We start from the raw sequence: 23,199 nt of genomic DNA on the forward strand, positions 1-23,199 counted from the left end.
TTTTATAAGCCCCTGCATATTTATTATAATTGTTTATATTCTACCATCCAACAATCTTCTAATTTCCCTTCATGCAGTTCATGTTTCTCTAGTACTTTCACCTTTTTAAACCCGCATTTTTCATAACAGCTTATCGCACGTTCATTATTTACTTTAGGATCCATCGCTATCGCTTCTGCTCCTAAGTTCTCCATTATGTATGTAATTGCTGCTTGAACAAGTTTTGTTCCAATTCCTTTTCCCCAAAAGATCGGTTCACCGATAAATTGGTCCATTCCCCATACATTCTGCGATTCTTCATATCCATATAACGCTTTCCATTCAGAATCAACTGGATACATTTGAATGTAACCGATTGGAACGGCATCAAATTCTATTAAACATCTTTTTTCATGACCGTTTGGATGATGTATAAAATGATCAAGCACCTTTTCTACAGATTGCGGATTATCTCGTCCTTCGTAATACTGCAGGACTTCTGGGTCTGTTAGCCATTTTGAAATGATAGGTGCATCGTTTTTTATTACGTATCTAACTAATAATTTTCCCTTTTGGAATAACATAGGTCACCTCCTTATTAGTTACTCTTATAATAACTTTTCTATATGCGGATAGTAAATTTTTCAAACAGCTTTATTTGCATAATCCCACAATAAGAAATTATTCTGTTCAACCTATACTGAGTATCATAAACTATTATTTAACTAACTAAAAGAATGTTTCCCATAATGAAGTTCTTTTGTAGCAGGACCTAAAAAACTAAAACAATTTGGAGATGAGACTTTGAAATCAACATTAATTATTCTTCGAGGAAACTCCGCAAGCGGCAAGACAACTATCGCAAAAGAACTGCAAGAGCATTTCGGGCAAGGAACACTTCTAGTCTCACAAGACGTTGTGCGCAGAGATATGCTAAAAGTTCACGATACAATGGGTAACTTATCTCATGATTTACTATTTGAAATTACGAAGTACGGAAAAGGAAAATGTGAATTTGTTATTTTAGAAGGAATACTAAACAGTCGTAGGTACGGTGAAATGTTAAGAGAATTAATACATTATTTCGAAGGAAACGCTTATACATATTATTTTGACTTATCACTTGAAGAAACGATTAGACGGCATAATACTAGAGAAAAACGACTTGAATTTGGAAAAGATTTATTGAGTAAATGGTATAACCCACACGATACAATTGAGGTTAATAGAGAGACTGTTTTTACAGATGATTTCACGCAAAGAGATATATTTCATGCAATTATTACTGATGTTACGATACAAAAATAAGACTGACTCTTTTTGTCAGTCTTATTTTATTATGTTCCTTGTATTTCAGTTTTCATAACGGAACAATCTTTACATAAGTAATAATATATATTCATCTCACCGAACAGAAAATCAACTACTGAAATAAGTTCCCGTTCTTCAAGATCTTGTGTAATTGTAGCAACATATTTCATCTCTTTCGAACAAGTTGGACATCCTAAATCTTCTGGAGCATCATCGTATAGGGGCGCTCCTACCAATCTACATACATATTCCGAACCGAATAAGTCAAAAGCTTCCCAGTAACTATCTTCATCAGTAGGTATATCTTCATTTTTCATATTCGTTAGCTTTACATTAGTTTTTGGAAGATTGACCGGTAGCTTATACTCAGCTTCCATAATCCACTCTTCCGTATTGTCTTGTTTTATTATTTGTACCGTTTTGCCCCCATTACTTAATTGAAAATATTGCGGCTCCCACACCATCGCACAATTCAAGCAAGAGATGAATGGTAATACAATCAATTCATCATTTTTAAGTTCAGCAAGTTTCTCATCTTTCAAATCAAAACAAAAAATTTGATGCATTTTCTCACCGCATAACTTACACAATGGTACTTCACAATCTTGACCACCGAAATAATGATTATATGAATCTTTCCCTTCCATTACTCTATACCCTTTTATTCCATCCCAATGTTCGCCATATAATTCCATTGTCATATTCTATCCTCTTCTCGCTTATAAAGGTAATCCTCGATACTAATCTTTTAATAACTTTCGGTACATAAAACATTTTTTATTGTTGCTAATCATCATTTTTCTCATTCTTATCACCGTTATCTTTTTGGTATGAATACGATAATAAAATAATAACAATTTACAAGAAGACTGAGTTCTGTATCCATTCTGACACTATAGGGATTTGGAACGTTATAAACCCTAGTATAAGACTAAATAAAACAATTACTATTTTATGAATATTTTTCTCCTATTTATCTAATTGTATTTTAATAGTGATAGAAGAACAATATGGTTGTCAGAAATACAAATAAGGATTATATAATTCAATAGGGTTACTTTTACTGCTCACGGTACTCAGCAGCAAAATTAAGGTTTTATTCTTTTACATATCCTTCAAATTTTTTCAATGAATCACATTAAGGTAAAAAATAAAAGCCAGTCTCAATAAAGAGAACTGACTTCTATTTGGATAACCATTATTATAAAATTTTTACTTTAACAGTTTGTCTTCCCCAGTTCATAGCTTTACTTTTTGAACCCATTAAAACATCAATACGATTTCCTTTAATAGCACTACCAGTATCACCAGCAATAGCTTCTCCATAACCTTCTACCCATACTTTAGATCCTAATGGGATTACCTTCGGATCTACTGCAATAATTCTCATATTAGGATTTTCCGTTAAATCATGACCCATCGCAGTTAAAACGCGTCCACCATATGTACCATTTTCACTTGGATCAGCAGTATATGCTGTCGCTACTACCGTTAATTCACGTTTAGCAGACTGTGTGTTATTTTTAGATACTTCTTGTGTCTTTGTTGCTTCTTTTGCTTTCGCTTCTTCTTTCGCTTTTTCTATTTCTCGTGCTTGCGCTTCTTTCTTAGCCTTTGCTATTTCCTGCGCTTTTGCTTCTTCTTTTGCTTTTGCTTCTTCTTTTGCTTTTGCTTCTTCTTTTGCTTTTTCCATTTCTCGTACTTTTGCTTCTTCCTTAGCTTTTGCTATTTCTTGCGCTTTCGCTTCTTCTTTTACTTTTTCTATTTCTTGTGCTTTTGCTTCTTCCTTAGCCTTTGCTATTTCTTGTGCTTTTGCTTTTTCCATTTCTCGTACTTTTGCTTCTTCCTTAGCTTTTGCTATTTCTTGCGCTTTCGCTTCTTCTTTTACTTTTTCTATTTCTTGTACTTTTGCTTCTTCCTTGGTCTTTGCTATTTCTTCTGCTTTCGTTTCTTCCTTAACTTTTACTCTCTCTGTTACTTTCGCTTCTTCTTTAGGCTTTACTATTTCTTCTGCTTTCGTTTCTTCCTTAACTTTTACTCTCTCTGTTACTTTCGCTTCTTCTTTAGGCTTTACTATTTCTTCTGCTTTCGTTTCTTTCTGCTCTTTTATTGTTTCTTTCGCTTTTGCTATTTCTTGTACTTTTGCTTCTTTCTGCGTTTTTACTTCTTCCTTTGCTTTAACTGCTTTTTGTACTTTCGCTACTCGCTTCGTTTTCTCTTCAGCTTTCTTTTCAATTGGTGCTGTACTTGATAGGAAAGAAACATTTGCATAAGCTGTTTTTCCTTTATACTCAAATTGCAGCCATCCATCTTTTACTTGATGTGTTGATTCAATTACATCATCTTGTTTCAGTCTGCCAAGAATTTCTGATTCTGTGTTTGCTTCAGTACGTACATTTAATAGGTTTGCTGTTACATGATAAATATCTTTTGTATACTCCGAACTTACAAACAATTCTTTACCATTTAAATCAATTTTTGACCATCCTTCTTCAGTATGTATGACCTTTAACTTTTGTCCTTCTTTTACTTTTTCGACAATTTTTGATTCCGTAGTTGGCTTTTCACGTACGTTAAGTACATCCGCTGTTACGATAGTTTCTGCGATAGCAGATGTGGTAAAAGCCCCCAATCCAAGAACTGTTGCTGTTGCTGCGCCAATTATTTTTTTCATATTAGCCTCCATTGCGTTTTTTTGAGTTCTATCAAATGTTTCCATAAAATTAGGGAATTCCACAGAGTATCAAAACATTTGTAACAGTATATTAATACCACTTAATATACTGTTTTTAAAACTTTCTACTCCAATATTATCAAATTTTCATTTCTAATTCTATACATTATAAATCTACTTATCTTCTATAAACTCTTCATGACCTTCTACTTCACACTAGATAGTTGTCGCAATTCCTGCCAAAAATAAACTTACAATTGCTAAAAATGGCGTTCCAGCTATTGCACCTCTTAAGTGAAACTTATAGTCTTTATATCCTTTCATTTCCTCAGTACTAGGAATAACAACAAATCTTGGAGTAATCCAGCAAAATATAAGCCAATCGATTATTAATAAATCTACTAAATTGAAAATCATTACAATCCCAAAAGTATGTAAATAGGCCTCAATATACAATAATTTTCCATGGTGATGTAGTATATATGTAGAAACTAAAGGCGTTCCGAAGAGAATAATATTGTAAATAATTCCGAAATAAAACGTTTGTTTTTTTTCATTTATCGATTTTGGCAAAACTACTTTTTGAATATCTTTCGGATAATCATTTAACCAAAGGCGAGGATTATAATACGTAGACCCTAATATCATAATAGACAGTATAAAAGACATGGAAATACCGACAATCACCATTTGTTCAAATTGCCCCACAAATGTCCCTCCTTATTTGAAATTTTGACGTACGTAATTCACTTAATTAGACATTGTATGCATGTTATGACTTAAAAATTATCTAATACCATTAATAAAAATTTTTCATTACAATCCGCTTTTTCCTAACGTCCATTCTTATTTCTTGCAATATGCATGCAAATTTAATAAAGTGAACATCTAATTAGTGTTGTTGAATTTCGCTAATTATTACAGAGTACATATTTTTTAATTTACATAAAGAATGGGTTAGTGAAACGAATGAAAATCGAACATATAGCAATTTGGGTAAATGATTTAGAATTAATGCGTACTTTCTATACAAAGTACTTTAACGGTAAAGCAAACTCTTTATATCATAATGAAGCGAAACACTTTGAATCTTATTTTATTACGTTCGAATCTGGAGCGCGCCTTGAAATTATGCGTAAGAAAGGCATAGAAAACGAGCCTAACCTAAATATCACTGGCTATGCACACATGGCTTTCTCTGTTGGTAGTGAAGAACGTGTAAATGAACTAACAAAAACGTTAAAAGAAGCTGGTTCTCCTTTATTAAATGGACCACGTTTCACTGGAGATGGCTATTACAAAAGTGTAATTAGTGATCCGGAAGGCAATCAAATAGAGATCACTATTTAACTATCGTTTATCTTTTCTGAAGAACTAATAAAAATTCGTTTGGAGGAACCCTATGCATAAACTGCATTTCAAAAAATTTGAAGCAACAGATTTTAGTCCATATTTCCAGCTCGTATCAAATGAAAGAGTGATGGCACAAATTACAGAGCGTGCTATTCCGCTAGAAGAGGCACAAAACGACTATGAAAAATTGTTAAGGCGCAATGAAAAGCATAAACTGTTTGGGTCTTATAAAGTTTATGACAGTGCAACAAATGAATTTATCGGCCTTGGACATGTAACAGTGAATGAAGATAATGTAAAAGAAGCTGAAATTGGGTATATGATTTTGCCAGAGCACTGGGGAAAAAGATATGGTAGTTATATTGCAAGAGAATTAATTGAAATAGCGAAGCAGACAGATGTAAGCGTACTAAAAGCAATTATCGATCCGAGCAATACCCCCTCTCGGAAGATTTTACTAAACGTTGGTTTTACATCTGAAAAAGTTTGCGAGATTGATGGATTGCCTGGGGAGATTTTGAGTACATATATTTAACTATATAAAAAGGCAATGCTACATTTGAACTAACCGTAGCATTGCCTTTATCTTTTTTTATTATAAAAGTCCCATTTTCACCTTAATACGAACTACATCACTATTTCTTTATCTCGTCTACTACACTTTGAACTAAAGAGATAAGAGCTTTCTTTGTATCCTCATCTGTTACTTTTGCATCATCACTAAATTTAGTTCGCACAGATGGGATTAATAACGAGCCATTTTGAACGACAATTGTATCTAGCATACCTAGTGTAAGTAATAACGATTCATGGGCTTTATCCCCTCCCGCAATTGATGGTGAAGCTGTTATAATAGCCACTGGCTTTTTATAAAGTTCCGCTGATGAAACAAGCCATTCTAAAGCATTCTTCAAAACTCCTGGAATACTTTTTGCATACTCTGGTGTACAAATAATAAGTGCATGTGCTTCACTTAATGTCTTTCGAAATTCTTCAACAACAACCGGTGCTCCAACTCGATCTACATCCGGATTAAAATGAGGTAGTTCCTCTATCCCATTATAAATAGTGTAATCTATACCTTCTGGAATAAATGCTGCTAAAGTTTTTAATATGTTTGTGTTGGATGATCCTTCCCTAATACTTCCTGAAATCGCTATGATTTTTTTGTGTATACTCATATGATCCCCTCCTACAAACATCATACTTATGCAGTCAGAGAAAAATCAAAAATATTGAACTATTTAACAAGCTGTACATTCATCAATTTTGACATCTTGCTTTTGATTCCCTAATAAAAATACTACTGTCTATAAATATCTTTACTTGTTAATTTATAAATAACTCGAAAGGCTTCTTGGTCTCCAGACTCCATTTTATACAGCCATTCTTTTAATTCTACTTCATCCAAAATTACGTTCCCCTCTCATGAGCTTTCACACTATATTCGCCCGTTTCTCACAAAAGGTTCATTTTACATAAAAATTTATTTATTACAATAAAGATATACTATATATTTTACAGAAAGGATGATTCGTATAATGAACAAAGAAGACAAACTTTATGCTGAAAATGTATTAAAACATCTCTTCATAGGAGCACAAGTTGATGGATTGCAATTTGGTATTTCTCCAACAACTATAAAAATTCATTTTACAGATTTTGAAGCCACCGTTGATTATGACGGGCAATTATATGTCAACATCGAATTGAAATGGTGTTTATTTCATACTCCACCTGAAAAATATCCATCTAATGAGGGTGAATTTGACGATTATACTGAGGAAGAAGAATATAAGAGAATATTTGAAATGAGAAGAAAAAAAGTTACAGACATACAACTAGGTAAGGCAACTCCGCATTTAATTATTACATTTGAAAATGGGCAAATCATGTTTGTAAATGGTTTTCATGACTATTATGAATGCTGGCAAGCTGGGGTCCAATTTGATGATTGGCTTGTAGTTGCTGCACCTGGGAATGAAATCGCTACTTGGACTCCCGATGAATTTACTAATAAATAAGCCGTCAGAAATCACAATAGAAAAAGTATATCTTACACAAGGGGAAACAGATTTACGTAAATCAATTGATGGACTAGCGACTGTTGTAAAAGAAGAATTTGAAATTTAAAATCACCCCGTTTTAACAGGAAAAAGTGGCATTTTTACTATTTCTAATGTTCGCTAATGCTTATTGCGTGATTTGGTTTCATTGCTACACAAACCCCAATACCCACTCTTAACTTGATGGGCATGTATAGTGCCCCCGATTAGCATCAACGAGAAGGAATAGACCTTGTAAAAAAACATTTATAATTCCACTGATACGCAGAAAAATAAAAAGAGAATAATTCAGAAATTCCCTATGAATCATTCTCTTTTTATTTTCATATTTTAACATGCTGGATATGCATTAGAACCCAAATAACGTTCTTTTATAAGTTGACGATGATGAAGCTCATGACCAGCAATAATGTTTGCTAATGCAAGAACCGTGACTTCAGAATTGTTCGCAATTCCCCTTTGTAACCAAGCTTCTTTATCTAAACTTTTAAGCAAATGCATAGTAGATTGGCGAACAACTGTTAAATTCTCAAGAAGATCTTGCATAGATTGCTTATCAAAAGCTGCTCTAAGAACATACATATCATCGTTATATCCAGGAAGTTCTGCTGTCTCGCCTCTTGCTATGGAAAGCAATCGATACGCCATGATACGTTCAGTATCCGCAATATGACCGATTACTTCTTTTATACTCCATTTATTAGGAGCATATCTAAAATGTCCCTCACTATCAGAAATATCCTTCAACAAAAGATTCGTTTCCTTCATTTGTTGCTCTAGAATATGTATGATATCTCCATCTGGTATTAAGTCTATGTACGTTGAATAATACGGGTTATATTCATTTGCCTCTGGTCTCTTTTGCATGCTTATCATCCTTTTTATTTTATCCTTATATACAACTTATCATAAATTATTGTCATATTAATCAAAAAAAATAATTTTAAAACAAAATGTCTCCATCCTATATAGGATTACATTAACAAAGCGGCTTATCCCCAAGCCCCCAACTAAACCATCTCCCATGCCCTTCCGTTTCCCCAACAGTTTCACAATATTCGTTTCCGTTAATATAATAATCAATATGAAGGTCACGGTCCCACATGTTGTTATATAGGTGAAATACATCACGTTTTGCACCTATTTCTTTAATTTGTTTTTCTAGCTTATGTTTTACATTTTCAGGTATTTGATTTGCGACGTGTGTATGGAAAATGCAGATTACAGCATCTTCCCTTATTTGATTTGCAATGGCTGGAAGAAGTGCTACACCGTCCCCTTCAATTAATTGTACTGATTTTTCTTTTACAAGCGTTGCTGCTTGATCGAATAGTTCAAGTCTTTCTTTATGTTCTGGCCAAATAAGCGCGCGTAACCATAAATAATCTTCTTCATCATTTAAATTATTCACATGTAAATCTAGTCCGATTCTTTCCATAACAGGTGGACTTTGTTTTAAAAAGGAGGGCTTCTTCTCCCCTTTTATTTCTGATTGTAAATGAACATTTGATTGTCTATTTCCATACATTTCTTCCGTTCCATATGAATAACGATATTGATCCCAAAATAGTTGTAATCCCGCACTTGTACCAATTTCTATTAACGCCAATGGTTTGTTCACTTTATTAAATATGTAACAGAAACTTGGATATAAATAGGCACATCGTCTTACTTCATTCGTTTGAACAAGTTTCGTTTGTAATAAAGAGATAATTTCTTCTCGATATACATGGCAAAAATCTTTAAATTGGTAAAAGGCATTTTCAAAATTTATATCAGCATTTTCAACTAAACTTTGATAATAGTTTTTTAAACTGTGCTCTTTTCCTTTTAACAATAAATAATGGACTGCACCTAATAATAAGTTTGGGACTGGTTGACCAGGTTGTGCGTAGGAAGCTAACGTAAGAACTTCCTCATCTTCAGAAATTTTTATTGATAAATATTCGTATAAGTCACTAGATCCTTTACATTCATTCACAGAAAAATTCCGAAATAAGTTTGCGACTTGTTCTTTTGTAAGCATTGGTATCCCCCTTATTTTATTTTCAGAATAATCTTACCATTAATTTGTTATTTGCTCTATTTTTTCAAATTAGATGTAATAAAAACAGATTCTTACAAATTCCCAAAAATAAAAACTTAAAAATAAAAGTATTAGTAAGTTTTTTTGACATAACATCAAACTGGAATTCTTCTCCAATTCCCGCTTTACTACTATGCTTTTTACCCTTATGACAGAAGAATTCTATGAAATAAAACGTTAAATAGTTTAAAATTATCAGATAACACTAGATATTTTAGTCTATTAATTATTATAATAGACTATGAGATGGTTATATAATTGAGACAAAAAAGGTAAGTACCTAGGTGGGGCCTAGGCGGTGTTTTCTTTTTACGGCTTAGATATAAAAAACACCTACTCTTTTTTGCCAATATAGGGGATGGAGAGATTATCATGAGCAACATGCAGCAAAAAACAGACGTTATCTTAATTGGCGCAGGAATTATGAGCGCAACGTTAGGATCATTACTTAAAGAATTGGCACCTGAATGGGAAATTAAAGTATTTGAAAAACTCGCTAATGCCGGAGAAGAAAGTTCTAACGAATGGAATAATGCTGGTACAGGACATTCTGCGCTATGTGAGCTTAACTATACATCCGAAAAATCTGACGGGTCTATAGATATTGGTAAAGCTGTAAAAGTAAATGAGCAATTTCAACTTTCAAGACAATTTTGGGCTTATCTTGTAAAAAGAAACTTAATTCGTAATCCACAAGATTTTATTATGCCACTACCTCATATGAGTTTGGTGCAAGGGGAAAAAAATGTAGAGTTTCTAAAAAAACGTTTTGAAGCGCTTTCAAAAAACGCTCTATTCCAAGGAATGGAATTTTCTGATGCACCTGACACATTAAAAAAATGGCTTCCACTCATTATGGAAGGTCGTAATTCTAATGAACCTATGGCTGCAACGAAGATTGACTCTGGAACAGATGTTAACTTCGGTGCGTTAACGCGCATGTTATTTGATTACTTAAAAACTAAAAATGTTGAGCTAAACTACAAACATAGTGTTGAAAATATTAAACGCACGAAGAATGGTTTGTGGGAAGTAAAAGTACATGATATGAATAGTGGCAAAATTGAACATCATACTGCGAAATTCGTCTTTATCGGCGGCGGTGGTGGTAGTCTACCTCTACTTCAAAAGACTGGTATTCCTGAGTCAAAACATATTGGAGGATTCCCAGTAAGTGGACTATTTATGGTATGTAAAAACCCAAAAGTTGTAGAGCAGCATCATGCAAAAGTATACGGAAAAGCTAAAGTTGGTGCTCCACCAATGTCTGTACCTCACCTTGATACGAGATATATAGACAATAAAAAAGCTTTACTGTTTGGACCATTTGCAGGCTTCTCACCTAAATTCTTAAAAACTGGCTCAAACCTTGATTTAATTGGTTCTGTAAAACCGAATAACGTCTTAACGATGTTAGCAGCCGGTGTAAAAGAAATGGGATTAACAAAATACTTAATCCAACAAGTTATGTTATCACACGAAAAGCGTATGGAAGAATTACGTGAGTTTATTCCGAACGCTAAAAGTGAAGATTGGGATACTGTCGTTGCTGGACAACGTGTGCAGGTAATTAAAGATACTGATGCAGGTGGTAAAGGAACACTTCAATTTGGTACAGAAGTTGTTAGTGCAAATGACGGATCAATCGCTGCGTTACTTGGTGCTTCTCCAGGTGCTTCTACTGCGGTTCACGTTATGCTTGAAGTATTAGAAAAATGCTTCCCAGAACGTATACTAGAATGGGAGCCAAAGATAAAAGAAATGGTCCCTTCTTACGGCGTGTCACTTACGGAAAATCCAAGACTGTTCCAAGAGCTTCACGCTTCAACAGGGCGCACACTTGGGTTAAATGAAAAAGAAGCTGTTCACAATTAATGAATAGATTAAAAAAACGACATAATAAAAACGTCCGATATATTCGGACGTTTTTATTATGTCTGACGAAGAAATATAGTGACTAAAATTATATCAGCGATTCGACAAGAAATGAAAAATCTCCGTTAACTCTCAACTAGAAATTATATTTATCAATATTATCCTTCATAAATACAACTCGTTCAGGAAGTACGATAATACCGTTTCCTTCTGCCTCATAGTCATACCCTTGAATAGAGTTTGGTTCTACTTTCACTTTGCCGATTCCTTTTACTTCGAAGCTATCCCCTACTTTTAATTTTTTCCCTTTTACAACAATTTCATTTGCGACATACGTTGCGAGTGCACCTTGTTGTTTTACATCCCATAATCCAAATTGTTGTACCGTTCCTCGTTTTACATAATCACGCATAACGTTCGGTGTCGAAAAACCAGTTACGACTACTTTTTTATCCATTTTCAAATTTTCAGCTGCTTGCGCCATCGCTGGAAGTGCTGTTGCATCTGGACATATTACTGCGTTAATATCTGGATACGTTTTTAAAATACTCTCTCCTACTGATAAAGATTTTTGCGCATTATTTTCACCATATTGCGTCGTTACAATTTCCCAATTCGGATATTTCTCTTTAATAATCTCTTTTGCCTTCGTTACCCATTGATTTTGATCTGTTACAGTCGGGCTTGAATAAAAGAATGCTACTTTTCCTTTATCTCCAATTTGCTTCGAAGTCATTTCAATTAATAAGATTGCAAGTTGGTCTGGTGTACCTTGGCTAATATAAAACGAACGGTCTTTCGGATTCACATCAGAATCCCACGTTAATACTGTCATTCCTTTTTTCTTTGCACGTTGTAATGATTGCGAGAGACCATCAACTGACGTAGATGAAACCATAATCGCATCATAGTTTTGGTTAATAAAATTGTTTATATATTTTACTTGCCCGGATACACTTGCCTCAGACGGTCCATCGTACTTCACTTGTACACCTAACTTATCTCCCATCTCTTTTGCACCTTCACCGCCTGATGTGAAGAAGCCAACTCCCGTTAATTTCGGAATGAACGCAAATTTTACATCATCTACTTTTTTCTTATCCGCTGTTTGGCTAGAACAAGCAATTAAACCGATTAAACAAATACACATAATCATAACAATCCCCAATTTTCTCTTCATGACATTTCCCCCTTATGCAAATCCCTTCTTTTCCCCGTGGTGAATCGTTGTAATTTGAAATGTCTCATAATAACAGAAATAATAAGGATAATACCTATTACTACATTTGATTGTTCATTCGTTAAGCCCGTCATTTGCAAACCGTACTGCATGAGTCCTATAAAAATACTTGCTAGTACCGTCCCAATAACACTCCCTTTTCCGCCCGTAATAAGTGTGCCGCCTAATACAACTGCCGTAATAACTGGCAAAATCGTTTCACTTCCAATATCAGCACGAGCAGAACCAAAATAAGCTGTTAAGAAAGCTCCTCCTAATCCACCTCCTACCCCAGAAAGTACGTAAGCAATAATCACCACTTTCTTCGTTCGAATACCGGAATATTTCGCCGTACTTTCATTTACGCCAGTTAATTTTGCGTAGCGACCATATGTTGTACGGTGAAACAATATCGTAAATACTATCGTTAAAATGACAAGGAGCCATAATAGATTAGGTATACCGATAAAACTACCATTTGCCAGTTGCACATACGAATCTGGTAAACCACTTATTCCTTCATAGCCCGCTGCACCCGAACCACCTGAAATAACAAGGGCGATTCCCGCATATAAAAACATCGTTCCAAGTGTAACAACAAGAGGTTCTACATCTGTCATTTTTATAATAAGTCCATTTAATCCGCCCGCTATACAACTTACTACGAGCGCAATGATAACAGCCAACAGTATAGGCATACCATTCATCCAAAGTACTCCGATAAGAATCGAAGTAAGCCCCATAATAGATCCTACTGAAACATCAATTCCACCAGTTACAATGACAAATGTCATCGGAATAGCCGCGATTGAAATAATGAGGAAATCGTTCATACTAAAAAGGAGGTTACTAATGTTTAAGAAATCACTATTTATGAAACTAAAGAGAATGAATTCTACGAGAAGCAATATGAGAAGAACCCCTTCCCATCTATACAAGCTACGTATTCCTTTCATAGATTCACCCTCCTTTCTTCTAATTGCCGGAGTTTCTTCCATTTTTTTAAGACACTATCTAATACGATGATGAGTAGAAGTAAAAATCCTGAAATAGCACTATTCCAAAATGCAGGTATTTTTAAAAAGACGAGTGAACTGCTTATCACTTCTAAGAAGAATGCACCTAATGCCGCTCCAAATATAGAGCCTGTTCCTCCTTTTAAATGAATACCACCTAAAACAGCAGCGGCGATAACTTGCAATTCTATTCCTGTACCTGTTTGATTTGGAACGAATCCAATATTCATTACGAATATACATCCAGCGAGCCCAGCGCTTATGCCTGATATGATAAACGCGTATATTTTCACTTTATCTACATGTATTCCAATAAGCCTTGCACCATCTTCATTATCACCGACCGCATAAAAATATCTTCCAATTTGAACTTTCATTAAAAAGAAATATAGTAGTAGTAATATGATAAGAACGGTCCATACCGTTATCGGAAGGCCTAACATCATAATAGAAGCAATTTGTTTATACTCATTCGGAATATCTTCAATCCACTTTCCGCCCGTAAATATTAACATTGCACCTCTAATAATACCGAGCATTCCTAATGTCATAATGATAGCTGGCACTCGAAATTTCGTAACGCCAATTCCGTTTACCATACCAATAAGAGCACCAAATATAATTGCCGCAAATATCGAAATAAAGGCACTGTATCCATCTGTTAACAACATCCCGCAAACCGCAGCGCTTAATCCCATAATAGACCCTACTGATACATCTATATTTTTCGTAAACAATACGAAAGATTGACCAATTGCCAAAACAACTAAAATAACGCTTGATTTCATAATTAAAGATAAAGAGCTAAACTGCACAAAACTCGGATTCATTACTCCAACGAAGGCTATGTAAAGAAGTAATAAAATAATAATTGACGTCTCATGCATTTTAAATAAACGTTTCACTCCGTTACACCTCTCTTTCCTCCGTACGCAAGGCGTGTAACTTCATCAATACAAATTTCCTTCTTCTCTAAATGAGAGACGAATTCTCCGTTTCTCATCACATATACCCGATTCGCTAATTGAACAATTTCTTCTACATCTGAAGAGATTAATATGATCGCAAGTCCCTCTCTCTTCAAACTTTGTATCGTTTCGTATACTTCTAGTCTTGCTTTCGCATCAATACCGCGGGTCGGTTCATCAAGAATAATCACTTTCGGATTACATGCAAGATATTTTGCTAGCACGACCTTCTGTTGGTTCCCACCTGATAAAGACGTCATTTTCTCATTCATATGAGGGACAACAATTCGAAACTGTTTTATATACAACTCTGATAAAGCGCTTTCTTTTTTGTTGTTTAAAAAGAAGCTACTCATACTGTTTAAAGATGCAGATGTTATATTTTCCTTAACAGACGCAATTGAAAATATACCATTCCCTGCCCGGTCCTCCGGTACATACACCATACCTTCCTTTATTCGCTTATGTACCGAATACTTCGTAATGGATGTTCCCTCTAATAAAACGGAACCTGATTTCAAAGGCATTAATCCAAATATTGATTCAGCTAATTCAGTCCTACCTGATCCGACAATACCTGAAATCCCGACAATTTCTCCAGCGTGTACAGTTAATGATACATTTTGAAAAGCATAACTAGACGCATTCATGACATCTAATACTTTTTCCGAATGCTCTATTTCTTCTTGCGCGATTTCTTTCTTCTCCTCAAGTTTATAATCTTTCGGTAATAACCCCTCCATTAGCATGTCATATGTATAGCTTGATACATCCCCTTGACTTACAATCATACCGTCACGCAAAATTGCTACTTTATTTGCAATTTCAAAGATTTCTGGAAAACGATGCGTAATGTATATCATGCCAATTCCTTTTTCTCTTAAGCTTTTTATCAACACAAAAAGACTCTTAATTTCGTGAGTTGTTAATGTCGATGTTGGCTCATCTAAAATAAGAATCTCAGCTTCCCTTATTAATCCCCTCAATATTTCTACTAATTGTTGCTGGGCAATGGATAACGATAACCCTAGCTTATGAAGTTGAATGTTCCAACCTAAGCCTTCTAGCAACTTATTAATTTTATTTCGAAGTTCTTTCTTTTTCGCTTTCATTCCGATACAAATGTTCTCTTCAATTGTCATATGCGGAAAGATGAGTGGCTCTTGTGGTATTAAATATATGCTATGTTGATGTGCTTCTGCTGTGTTTGAAAACTGTTGTACTTTCCCTTTCACATACATCTTGCCAGCATCGTATGAATACAAGCCCGTTAATATTTTCATTAACGTTGATTTCCCAGCACCATTCCCTCCGACTAAAGCGTATACATCTCCAGGCTCTAATTGTAAATTCACTTCTTTTAATACGAGTTGATCTGCAAATGATTTACTCATCTTTGTAACTTGTAATAAGGGCACGTTCTCCACATGTTGTCACCTGCCTTTATGCAGAACATTTTTTGAGAAAATGATTTTTTGTTCTACTTGTTTTGTAGCATTGTATATTTCTTTTTTCATATCTAGAACACTTTTTTCACTGGACTATTTATCGCTTCAACTGGAATAAACAAAATAACGAACACATATGTTTAAGCAGTGGTCAATTGTTGAAAGGGATGAAGAGCATGTCACAGCTGAACTTTGAAGACAATTTGTTAACAAAAGTAGCTTGGTACTATTATAAAGATCAATTAACCCAGCAAGAAATTGCTTCACTTCTTCACATTTCAAGAAATAAAGTCGTTCGGTTGTTAGATAAAGCACGGACGGAAGGTGTCGTCACATTTCACGTAAAAGGTACTGGTTTGCACTGTTTAAGCATCGAACGTGATCTTATGAAAAAATTCCATCTAAAAGATGCTTTCGTTATTCCAACGCCAACTGAGGATTATGCATTTTCACTCGGAAAAGCTGCCGCACAATATTTAGAAACTCATCTGCAACAAGGAGATTTACTTGGGATTGGCTGGGGAGAGACGATAAGTAAAATGCTAGAAAACATTCATTTTGATAGCTCTATGAGTCTTTCAATCGTTACTCTTACAGGAGGCGTAAATCACTATATTCCAAGAAATCAAAGCTATTTAAACTACATGCAAGGCGATCTTCATATTATTCCTACCCCTTTTCTAACATCTACAAACGAAATGACACAAATTATTCTATCTGAACCGAGCGTGAAAGATATGCTTCACGTCGCTTCACTCGCTCATACAGCAGTAGTTGGCATTGGCAGCTTATCTCAAGACGCCACAATTGTGAAAGAAGAAAAATTAACACTACGTGAAATGACATATATACGTAGTCAAAACGGGGTTGGAGATATTTTAGGGCAATTTTATAATACTGACGGAAAACAATTAGAACTTCCCCATCATAACCGTCTTATCGGCACACCACTCTCTGTTCTTCAAAATATGAAACATGTCGTTGGTGTAGCTGGCGGTACGGAAAAGATAGCTGCAATTTACGGCGCCTTAAAAGGAAAGTTCATTCATACATTAATTACCGATGAAGAAACTGCCCTCTCCTTATTAAGAAAGGAAGGTGACTCTCAATGTCTACTCTATTAGCTTACGACGCTGGTACAGGGAGCATTCGAGCAGTTCTTTTTGATTTAAACGGTAATCAACTTGCTGTTAGTCAAAAAGAATGGATTCATAAATCAGATAGTCGTTACCCTGGTTCTATGAATTTTGATGTAACTGAAAACTGGCAGCTCGTTCAACAATGTACGAAAGAGGTTCTTCAAAAAAGTAATACGTCCTACTCTTCTATTAAAGGTATTAGTGCAACGAGTATGCGTGAAGGCTTTGTTTTATACGATAAAAACGGGCAGGAAATATGGGCTTGTGCAAATGTTGATGGCCGCGCGTCAGCGGAAGTTAGTGAACTAAAACAAATTCGTTCCGAAATTGAAAAGGATTTATATAAAAAATCCGGTCAAACTTTTTCATTAGGTGCTTTACCTCGCTTACTTTGGATTAAAAAACATGAACCAGACGTGTACAGGAGCATTCATTCTTTCACGATGTTAAACGATTGGATTTTATATAAATTGTGCGGCGTACTACAAATTGATCCTTCAAACGGATGTACGTCCGGTATATTCGATTTACAAAATAGAGCTTGGGATAACTGGGTTGCTGAGCAATGCGGTCTTACTCTAGCCTTTTCTCCAAAAGTAAATGAAGCTGGTACAGTTATCGGGAATATCACAAAACGAAGTGCTGAGTTAACAGGATTACATGAAGGAACACCGGTCGTTGCTGGCGGCGGAGATGCACAAATGGCATCGCTTGGAACTGGAGTTGTAAAGCCTGAACAAACATTTATATGCGGAGGCAGTTTTTGGCAACAAGAAGTAAATATAACAAAACCAGAAACTGATCCAAATGCGGCGATTCGTGTTAATTGCCACGTCATTCCTAACCTATGGCAATACGAAACAATTGCTTTCTTCCCTGGCCTTGTTATGAGGTGGTTTCGAGATGCCTTTTGCCATGAAGAAAAACGGCTCGCTGAAAAACTCGGTGTAGATGCTTATGAATTACTAGAAGAACAAGCGAAAGAAGTTCCTGTAGGCTCACATGGCATAATCCCCACTTTTTCAAATGTAATGAATTATATTTCTTGGCGACATGCTGCACCATCCTTTTTAAATTTAAGTTTAGATGCTGAAAAATGCGGTAAAAAAGAAATGTTCCGGGCAATAGAAGAAAATGCCGCCTTCGTTACATTCGGCAACTTGAAATTAATAGAGGCTCTCACAGGGAAATTTCCTTCTGAAGTGATTTTTGCTGGCGGCGCTGCTAAAGGAAAACTTTGGCCGCAAATTCTTTCAGACGTTCTTGGAATCCCAGTGAAAGTACCAGTTGTAAAAGAAGCGGCAGCTTTAGGAACTGCAATTGCTGCTGGGGTTGGTGCTGGTATATATTCATCTATGGCAGCGACTGCCGAACAGTTTGTACAGTGGGAAAAAACATTTGAGCCAGTCACTGAAAATCATGAACTATATAAGGAATTCTATGAAACATGGAAAACTGTGTATAACAGTCAGCTCGCTTTAGCCGATAAAGGGCTCACCTCACATATGTGGATTGCACCCGGTGCTCTGTAACACATTACATAAAGGAGTGAAATGTATGTTAAAAGCGAATGAAAATGATTTCTCCTATCGCTTCGGTGATAACGGGCCTAAATATTTAATACAAGGTCCAAATATCGATCTTGGCCTAGTCGTGATTCAGCCTGGGCAAGAGTTTCAAAATCACTATCATACAACGTGCGAAGAGGTCTTCTATGCGTTAGAAGGCGAAATAGATTTCTATGTGAATAACGAGAGAGTTCCGATCAAACAAGGGGATGTCTTGCAAGTTCGACCTCATGAATCCCATTATCTTATTAACCATTCTGATAAGCCTTTTAAAGCTGTTTTTATAAAGTCACCACATTTACCAAATAAAGATACTGTACAAACTGAAAATCCAACATTAACGAAGGAGTGATTCCTAATGACTTGGGGATTTAAAAATCGATTAAACACAATTTTACCTGACGGCAGAGCGGTTATGTTAGCGATAGATCACGGCTACTTTTTAGGGCCAATTCACGGACTTGAACAACCGTTAGAAACAGTTAAAAACTTGCTTCCATATACTGATTCCCTCTTTTTAACACGAGGCGTATTAAGTTCCTGTATTCCTGAAAACTGCAACACACCGATGGTTATGCGTGTATCAGGCGGGGCAACTGTAGTAGGCAAAGATTTAGCGAATGAAACAATTGTTACACCTGTGAAAGAAGCAGTAAAACAAAACGCAATTGGCGTCGGCGTTTCTGTCTTTGTTGGATCAGACTATGAAACACAAACTGTTTCAAATCTCGCAAACGTAGTCTCTGAAGCTCACGATTACGGCCTGCCAGTACTCGGTATTACCGCCGTTGCGAAAGAACTACAAAAACGTGAAGCTCGCTTTCTAGCACTCGCCTCCCGCGTATGTGTTGAAATGGGAGCTGATATTATTAAAACGTACTACTGCGAAGGATTCGAAAAAATCACAAGCACATGCCCTGCTCCAGTCGTAATCGCGGGCGGACCGAAACTAGATTCAATCGAAGACGCATTAAACATTACGTACAATGCGCTGCAAGAAGGCGCAATCGGAGTAGACATGGGCCGAAACATATGGCAATCCGAACATCCAACTGCGATGATTCAAGCGATTCATGGCATTGTAAAAAATAGATTGAATGTGAAAGAGGCGCTGGAACTATATAATGATGTGAAAAATTAATGTGAAAAGATGGACTATTTATTATAACGGGTTCAGTTAAGAGGAGTAAAACTTGTTTTGACACTCAAACTACACAAGGAAAAGGATGGCACTTGCCATCCTTTTTGACATACATTGAACTTTTACTGTTTTCAAGTTTCCTTCTTCGACTAACGAGCCAAAAATTTTAATCAACCTTTAACTTTATAGCTTTTGTAGCAATAAAAGTTTTAATATGCTTATCTAATATCCTTGTTCCACCAAAATCATCCTCGTAAAAACCCGTTATAACAAAACCAGCTTCAACTTGACCTTGGATTTGATCTTCTAGAGTATGTGCGTATTCTATTGTTTGATTTAAATTAATATAATCTTGAACTTCATCCTCTGGTAAATAATCCAATGTTGATGAAGGTATTGAATGTTTAACATCCAAAATACCTTTTTGTTCTTGGTTGTCATCAAAAATCCATAGTAAAGGATTTGTAAATCCAGAAATAAGAATACCTTTATTCTTTAAAACCCTTGAAATCTCATTCCATACAAGATGAACATCTTTTACAAACAAATTAGAAACAGGATTTACGACAATATCAAAATATTCATCTTCAAAATCACTAAGATCTGACATATCTCCTTGTACTGTTTTTAAAGTTAATCCATCCCGTTCCGCTACCATTTCATCTTGTTCCAATTGCTTCTTAGATATATCAGTAACTGTTACATCTGCTCCAGCAGCAGCCAGTACTGGTGCTTGTTGCCCTCCACCTGATGCTAAACAAAGTATCTTTAATCCCTCTAATGACTTTGGAAACCAATCTCTAGGAACTGATTTTTCTGTGGTGACTGTGATTTCCCATTCACCTGATTTACTTTTTTCAATAACCTCACTACTTACAGGTTGAGTGTATCTAGAACCTTCTTCAACCTTCTTATCCCATGCATTACTGTTTTGTTGTGTAGTATCCATTATAATCATTCCTCCTAACTATCTAGTTGCATTTTAATTGTGACATTATTAACTATTTACACCCTTTTTCTATTAACCTGCCGATAGTTAATAAATGGTTTTCTATATTTATTTTAACACATAAACATCCTATTTTTCTAAATATTTAAATTAATTGATTATATTGTAAAAAATGATAATTGTTTCAGTTATAATAAAATATGAAAACAAAAATAAAGGAACTGTCTCATAAGTCGGATTTCTGACTAAAAGACGCTTCTTTTTCACTTTAGTGTTCCATTAAAAAAGAGGATTAAAATGGTATCAAGCCCCTTTCCAAACTGGATAAGGGGCTACATATACACCTTCAAACAATTACTCTTGATGAGTGTCATTGGATTTTGAAACTTTCTTACCGTCTCTATAATCAATACAAGACACTTCGATTAATAAGCCATTAAATACTGTAAAATAAAAACCATAACTACTACCTCTCATCGTATAAGGTTCCTTGCCTATTTCAATGCCACCAGCTACTAAACGATTATATGATTGATCAACTTCACTTGAAGTTTCCACTAAAAAACCAATATGAAAAGCTTCAGGATACATAACTTCCTTATTCCCCTTAAATGCTTTTGGATCACTTAGCACAAGTATAAATCCACTCTCATCACTCATTACTACAAGTGCCTTTCCCTTTTGCTCCAAAAATTGAAAATCAAAAAATGTTTCAAAGAAATGTCTAGCTTCTGATAAATCATCAACACATAGATTTAAATGATTCAACTTCATTCACTCATCTCCTTTTAAGCAGAGGGTATATATACTCATATTAATAACACTTACATATGTAAGGAAAGATATTCAAGTGTTCCGTATAAGACTATTTTTTAATAGTCTTATGCTTTTTCCTATAGCTTAGAACGTTTTTCGAAATGAATGCAATCATATGAACAATTCGACATGGAGTATCGATTTACCTATATAAATTGACAAGTGTTATAGCCATATTATTTATTCTCCAAATTAAGTAAAACCCACTCAATCAAGAAAATTGCTGAAGAGATGCGCTCTGTCGTATCACCTAAAAACAATTTATTTATAAAGCCTGCAAAATTCGTTGGTACTTTAGATAATGTTTCAATATATTTCAAAACAGATCCAGCTGGCGGTACTGGCTTGTTATTAATAGCCCATATTCCCTCTAACAATGTCCAAGTTGATGTTTGAACTATATATGATGCTTTTAACTCATCTTTTGCCTTCAGAGCAGTCTTAATTTTAATTAGCGAACTATGTAACCAATGAGAAACGCCTTTTACTTTATCACTAGAAACACGGTAGTTTTCAAATTCATGTTTAGCTATTTCCTTTAACTTTTTCAACTCACCGCTTTTATCAAATAAAAATTTCCCTTCTAAAAATGAGTATAGTTCCATCGGATTGTTTTTAAAGTTTACTTGTATTAGATTAAAATCTGCACTCTTATATTCAACTAAAATATCTTCTCTCGTTTCAGAATAAAATCGCTTCTTTTGTCCGTCTTCTAAAAGAATATATAAGTCTAAATCCGAATCAGGATATGCATCACCTCTTGCGACAGAGCCAATAAGCATACATCCAGTTACCTTATCTATAGATAAGATTTCAGCTACTATTGTTTTCACTAATTTTTTATGTCGTTCATGTTTAATAGATATTTGTGTTTCTAACATTTGTAACCTCCAAACACATTCTTATAGATTTATTCGTTACCTAAATATATTTTACTTCTCTTAATACCTTTAATCTTCTACATACTTATTCAACAATTGTCAGTTCATATACAATTGCGTCTTTACTGCTTTTTGTTTTATCTTGAATCGTTACAATATCTCCACCTTTTATTTTCGAAGCATTCACCACTTTTACCATCTCTGGTGGAACACTCCCTCCATTGTTCTCTTTATTTAGTGGTAACCACTTTACTGACTTATTAGTTGCTTCTAAAATTTTATATTTAATTGAACCATCATACTTTATTTCACCTACAAGATCTTTTACTAATGTAGGTGTATATTTACCCTCTTCTTTTTCCAAAGAGATATGATCACCTATATCTAAGCTACCGTTTCTTTTAGGCGCCTTCCATTTTATTGGGTTTAAATTACTTAAACTTACTTTCACGCTCTCTTCTTTATTTGAGCTAGCATCTTTTAGAAATATTTCATTATAATTCTTATCAATAACGATATACTCTTTCTGCTCTACTATTTTTGCACTGCTTTTACGTTTTTCTTCCTCATTCTTAGATACATCTTCTTTCACATTATTATCACTACATACTGATAATAATGTCGTTGCTAAAGCTGCCATTATTAATATTTTTTTCACTTCGTTTACCTCCATTTATAACTAAACAAATAAATATATATAACATCCATAT

The 23,199-nt window shown here is 34.9% G+C and carries 25 protein-coding genes and 1 pseudogene; 10 read left to right on the forward strand and 16 right to left on the reverse strand.

Going from position 1 to position 23,199, the window contains the following annotated elements; genetic code table 11:
- Positions 1-23: 23 nt before the first annotated feature.
- A complete protein-coding gene (locus MKX37_RS14310; RefSeq protein ID WP_003189954.1) occupies positions 24-563 on the reverse strand; it encodes a GNAT family N-acetyltransferase in 540 nt (179 codons plus the stop codon).
- Positions 564-783: 220 nt separating this feature from the next.
- Here MKX37_RS14310 and MKX37_RS14315 point away from each other — a divergent pair, with 220 nt between their 5' ends.
- On the forward strand, positions 784-1,287 hold the full coding sequence (locus MKX37_RS14315) for a kinase (RefSeq protein ID WP_003189952.1): 504 nt from the start codon (positions 784-786) through the stop codon (positions 1,285-1,287).
- Between the two features lie 29 nt (positions 1,288-1,316).
- Here MKX37_RS14315 and MKX37_RS14320 read toward each other — a convergent pair whose 3' ends face one another.
- The 3 genes from MKX37_RS14320 to MKX37_RS14330 all read right to left on the reverse strand — a co-directional run bounded on the left by MKX37_RS14320 (position 1,317) and on the right by MKX37_RS14330 (position 4,672).
- Complete coding sequence (locus MKX37_RS14320; protein WP_016127163.1) at positions 1,317-1,991, reverse strand: hypothetical protein; 675 nt, start codon at positions 1,989-1,991, stop codon at positions 1,317-1,319.
- A 500-nt stretch (positions 1,992-2,491) separates the two neighbouring features.
- A complete protein-coding gene (gene entB / locus MKX37_RS14325) occupies positions 2,492-3,964 on the reverse strand; it encodes a cell wall-binding protein EntB (protein ID WP_254865756.1) in 1,473 nt (490 codons plus the stop codon).
- A gap of 216 nt (positions 3,965-4,180) precedes the next feature.
- Positions 4,181-4,672 (reverse strand): hypothetical protein, encoded by a 492-nt coding sequence (locus tag MKX37_RS14330; protein ID WP_002168155.1) that lies wholly within the window; start codon positions 4,670-4,672, stop codon positions 4,181-4,183.
- 261 nt (positions 4,673-4,933) lie between these two features.
- Here MKX37_RS14330 and MKX37_RS14335 point away from each other — a divergent pair, with 261 nt between their 5' ends.
- Positions 4,934-5,314, forward strand: a complete 381-nt coding sequence (locus tag MKX37_RS14335) for a VOC family protein (protein WP_078422547.1) — start codon at positions 4,934-4,936, stop codon at positions 5,312-5,314.
- 52 nt (positions 5,315-5,366) lie between these two features.
- Positions 5,367-5,852, forward strand: coding sequence for a GNAT family N-acetyltransferase (locus MKX37_RS14340; protein ID WP_002127881.1), 486 nt, complete (start codon positions 5,367-5,369; stop codon positions 5,850-5,852).
- A 100-nt stretch (positions 5,853-5,952) separates the two neighbouring features.
- Here MKX37_RS14340 and MKX37_RS14345 read toward each other — a convergent pair whose 3' ends face one another.
- Together MKX37_RS14345 and MKX37_RS14350 are read right to left on the reverse strand one after the other, a co-directional pair.
- Complete coding sequence (locus tag MKX37_RS14345) at positions 5,953-6,498, reverse strand: NADPH-dependent FMN reductase (RefSeq protein ID WP_002189990.1); 546 nt, start codon at positions 6,496-6,498, stop codon at positions 5,953-5,955.
- A gap of 90 nt (positions 6,499-6,588) precedes the next feature.
- Positions 6,589-6,728 (reverse strand): annotated as a pseudogene (locus MKX37_RS14350) (sigma-70 family RNA polymerase sigma factor); the annotation flags it as partial.
- 130 nt (positions 6,729-6,858) lie between these two features.
- Between MKX37_RS14350 and MKX37_RS14355 the strand changes: the two are divergent.
- Together MKX37_RS14355 and tnpB are read left to right on the forward strand one after the other, a co-directional pair.
- Positions 6,859-7,341, forward strand: coding sequence for a hypothetical protein (locus MKX37_RS14355; protein WP_078422546.1), 483 nt, complete (start codon positions 6,859-6,861; stop codon positions 7,339-7,341).
- Positions 7,322-7,450, forward strand: coding sequence for an IS66 family insertion sequence element accessory protein TnpB (gene tnpB, locus MKX37_RS14360; RefSeq protein ID WP_002185576.1), 129 nt, complete (start codon positions 7,322-7,324; stop codon positions 7,448-7,450). Before MKX37_RS14355 ends, tnpB begins: the two co-directional genes overlap by 20 nt.
- Before the next feature lie 263 nt (positions 7,451-7,713).
- Here the strand turns inward: tnpB and MKX37_RS14365 are convergent, their stop codons facing one another.
- On the reverse strand, positions 7,714-8,250 hold the full coding sequence (locus MKX37_RS14365; RefSeq protein ID WP_016127168.1) for a DinB family protein: 537 nt from the start codon (positions 8,248-8,250) through the stop codon (positions 7,714-7,716).
- A 112-nt stretch (positions 8,251-8,362) separates the two neighbouring features.
- Positions 8,363-9,409 carry a DUF2332 domain-containing protein gene (locus MKX37_RS14370; protein ID WP_078422545.1) on the reverse strand — a complete coding sequence of 349 codons (1,047 nt, stop codon included), beginning with the start codon at positions 9,407-9,409 and terminating at the stop codon, positions 8,363-8,365.
- Between the two features lie 432 nt (positions 9,410-9,841).
- Here MKX37_RS14370 and MKX37_RS14375 point away from each other — a divergent pair, with 432 nt between their 5' ends.
- Positions 9,842-11,344 (forward strand): malate:quinone oxidoreductase, encoded by a 1,503-nt coding sequence (locus MKX37_RS14375; protein WP_002127892.1) that lies wholly within the window; start codon positions 9,842-9,844, stop codon positions 11,342-11,344.
- A gap of 136 nt (positions 11,345-11,480) precedes the next feature.
- Here the strand turns inward: MKX37_RS14375 and lsrB are convergent, their stop codons facing one another.
- The 4 genes from lsrB to MKX37_RS14395 are packed head-to-tail and all read right to left on the reverse strand — an operon-like array spanning position 11,481 to position 15,974.
- Positions 11,481-12,524, reverse strand: a complete 1,044-nt coding sequence (lsrB, locus tag MKX37_RS14380) for an autoinducer 2 ABC transporter substrate-binding protein LsrB (RefSeq protein ID WP_078422440.1) — start codon at positions 12,522-12,524, stop codon at positions 11,481-11,483.
- Entirely contained in the window at positions 12,521-13,519 is a 999-nt protein-coding gene (locus MKX37_RS14385; RefSeq protein WP_002168149.1) for an ABC transporter permease, read from the reverse strand. The genes lsrB and MKX37_RS14385 overlap by 4 nt, the downstream gene beginning before the upstream one ends.
- Entirely contained in the window at positions 13,516-14,484 is a 969-nt protein-coding gene (locus tag MKX37_RS14390; RefSeq protein ID WP_002168148.1) for an ABC transporter permease subunit, read from the reverse strand. The genes MKX37_RS14385 and MKX37_RS14390 overlap by 4 nt, the downstream gene beginning before the upstream one ends.
- Positions 14,481-15,974 carry a sugar ABC transporter ATP-binding protein gene (locus MKX37_RS14395; RefSeq protein WP_002168147.1) on the reverse strand — a complete coding sequence of 498 codons (1,494 nt, stop codon included), beginning with the start codon at positions 15,972-15,974 and terminating at the stop codon, positions 14,481-14,483. The genes MKX37_RS14390 and MKX37_RS14395 overlap by 4 nt, the downstream gene beginning before the upstream one ends.
- Positions 15,975-16,171: 197 nt before the next feature.
- Here MKX37_RS14395 and MKX37_RS14400 point away from each other — a divergent pair, with 197 nt between their 5' ends.
- The 4 genes from MKX37_RS14400 to lsrF are packed head-to-tail and all read left to right on the forward strand — an operon-like array spanning position 16,172 to position 19,843.
- On the forward strand, positions 16,172-17,119 hold the full coding sequence (locus tag MKX37_RS14400; protein WP_078422441.1) for a sugar-binding transcriptional regulator: 948 nt from the start codon (positions 16,172-16,174) through the stop codon (positions 17,117-17,119).
- Entirely contained in the window at positions 17,104-18,666 is a 1,563-nt protein-coding gene (lsrK, locus tag MKX37_RS14405) for an autoinducer-2 kinase (RefSeq protein WP_078422442.1), read from the forward strand. The genes MKX37_RS14400 and lsrK overlap by 16 nt, the downstream gene beginning before the upstream one ends.
- 25 nt (positions 18,667-18,691) lie before the next feature.
- Positions 18,692-19,054 (forward strand): cupin domain-containing protein, encoded by a 363-nt coding sequence (locus MKX37_RS14410; RefSeq protein ID WP_000909986.1) that lies wholly within the window; start codon positions 18,692-18,694, stop codon positions 19,052-19,054.
- 6 nt (positions 19,055-19,060) lie between these two features.
- Complete coding sequence (gene lsrF / locus MKX37_RS14415) at positions 19,061-19,843, forward strand: 3-hydroxy-5-phosphonooxypentane-2,4-dione thiolase (protein WP_002032842.1); 783 nt, start codon at positions 19,061-19,063, stop codon at positions 19,841-19,843.
- A gap of 166 nt (positions 19,844-20,009) precedes the next feature.
- Here lsrF and MKX37_RS14420 read toward each other — a convergent pair whose 3' ends face one another.
- The 4 genes from MKX37_RS14420 to MKX37_RS14435 all read right to left on the reverse strand — a co-directional run bounded on the left by MKX37_RS14420 (position 20,010) and on the right by MKX37_RS14435 (position 23,162).
- Entirely contained in the window at positions 20,010-20,792 is a 783-nt protein-coding gene (locus tag MKX37_RS14420) for a class I SAM-dependent methyltransferase (RefSeq protein ID WP_002127899.1), read from the reverse strand.
- Between the two features lie 354 nt (positions 20,793-21,146).
- Positions 21,147-21,566, reverse strand: coding sequence for a VOC family protein (locus tag MKX37_RS14425; protein WP_002127901.1), 420 nt, complete (start codon positions 21,564-21,566; stop codon positions 21,147-21,149).
- A 218-nt stretch (positions 21,567-21,784) separates the two neighbouring features.
- Entirely contained in the window at positions 21,785-22,489 is a 705-nt protein-coding gene (locus MKX37_RS14430; RefSeq protein WP_002127903.1) for a nucleotidyltransferase domain-containing protein, read from the reverse strand.
- Positions 22,490-22,574: 85 nt separating this feature from the next.
- Entirely contained in the window at positions 22,575-23,162 is a 588-nt protein-coding gene (locus MKX37_RS14435) for a hypothetical protein (RefSeq protein ID WP_078422443.1), read from the reverse strand.
- Between the last annotated feature and the right edge of the window lie 37 nt (positions 23,163-23,199).

Origin of the sequence: Bacillus sp. FSL R5-0709 (genome assembly GCF_038004785.1) — a bacterium.
GTDB lineage: Bacteria > Bacillota > Bacilli > Bacillales > Bacillaceae_G > Bacillus_A > Bacillus_A mycoides.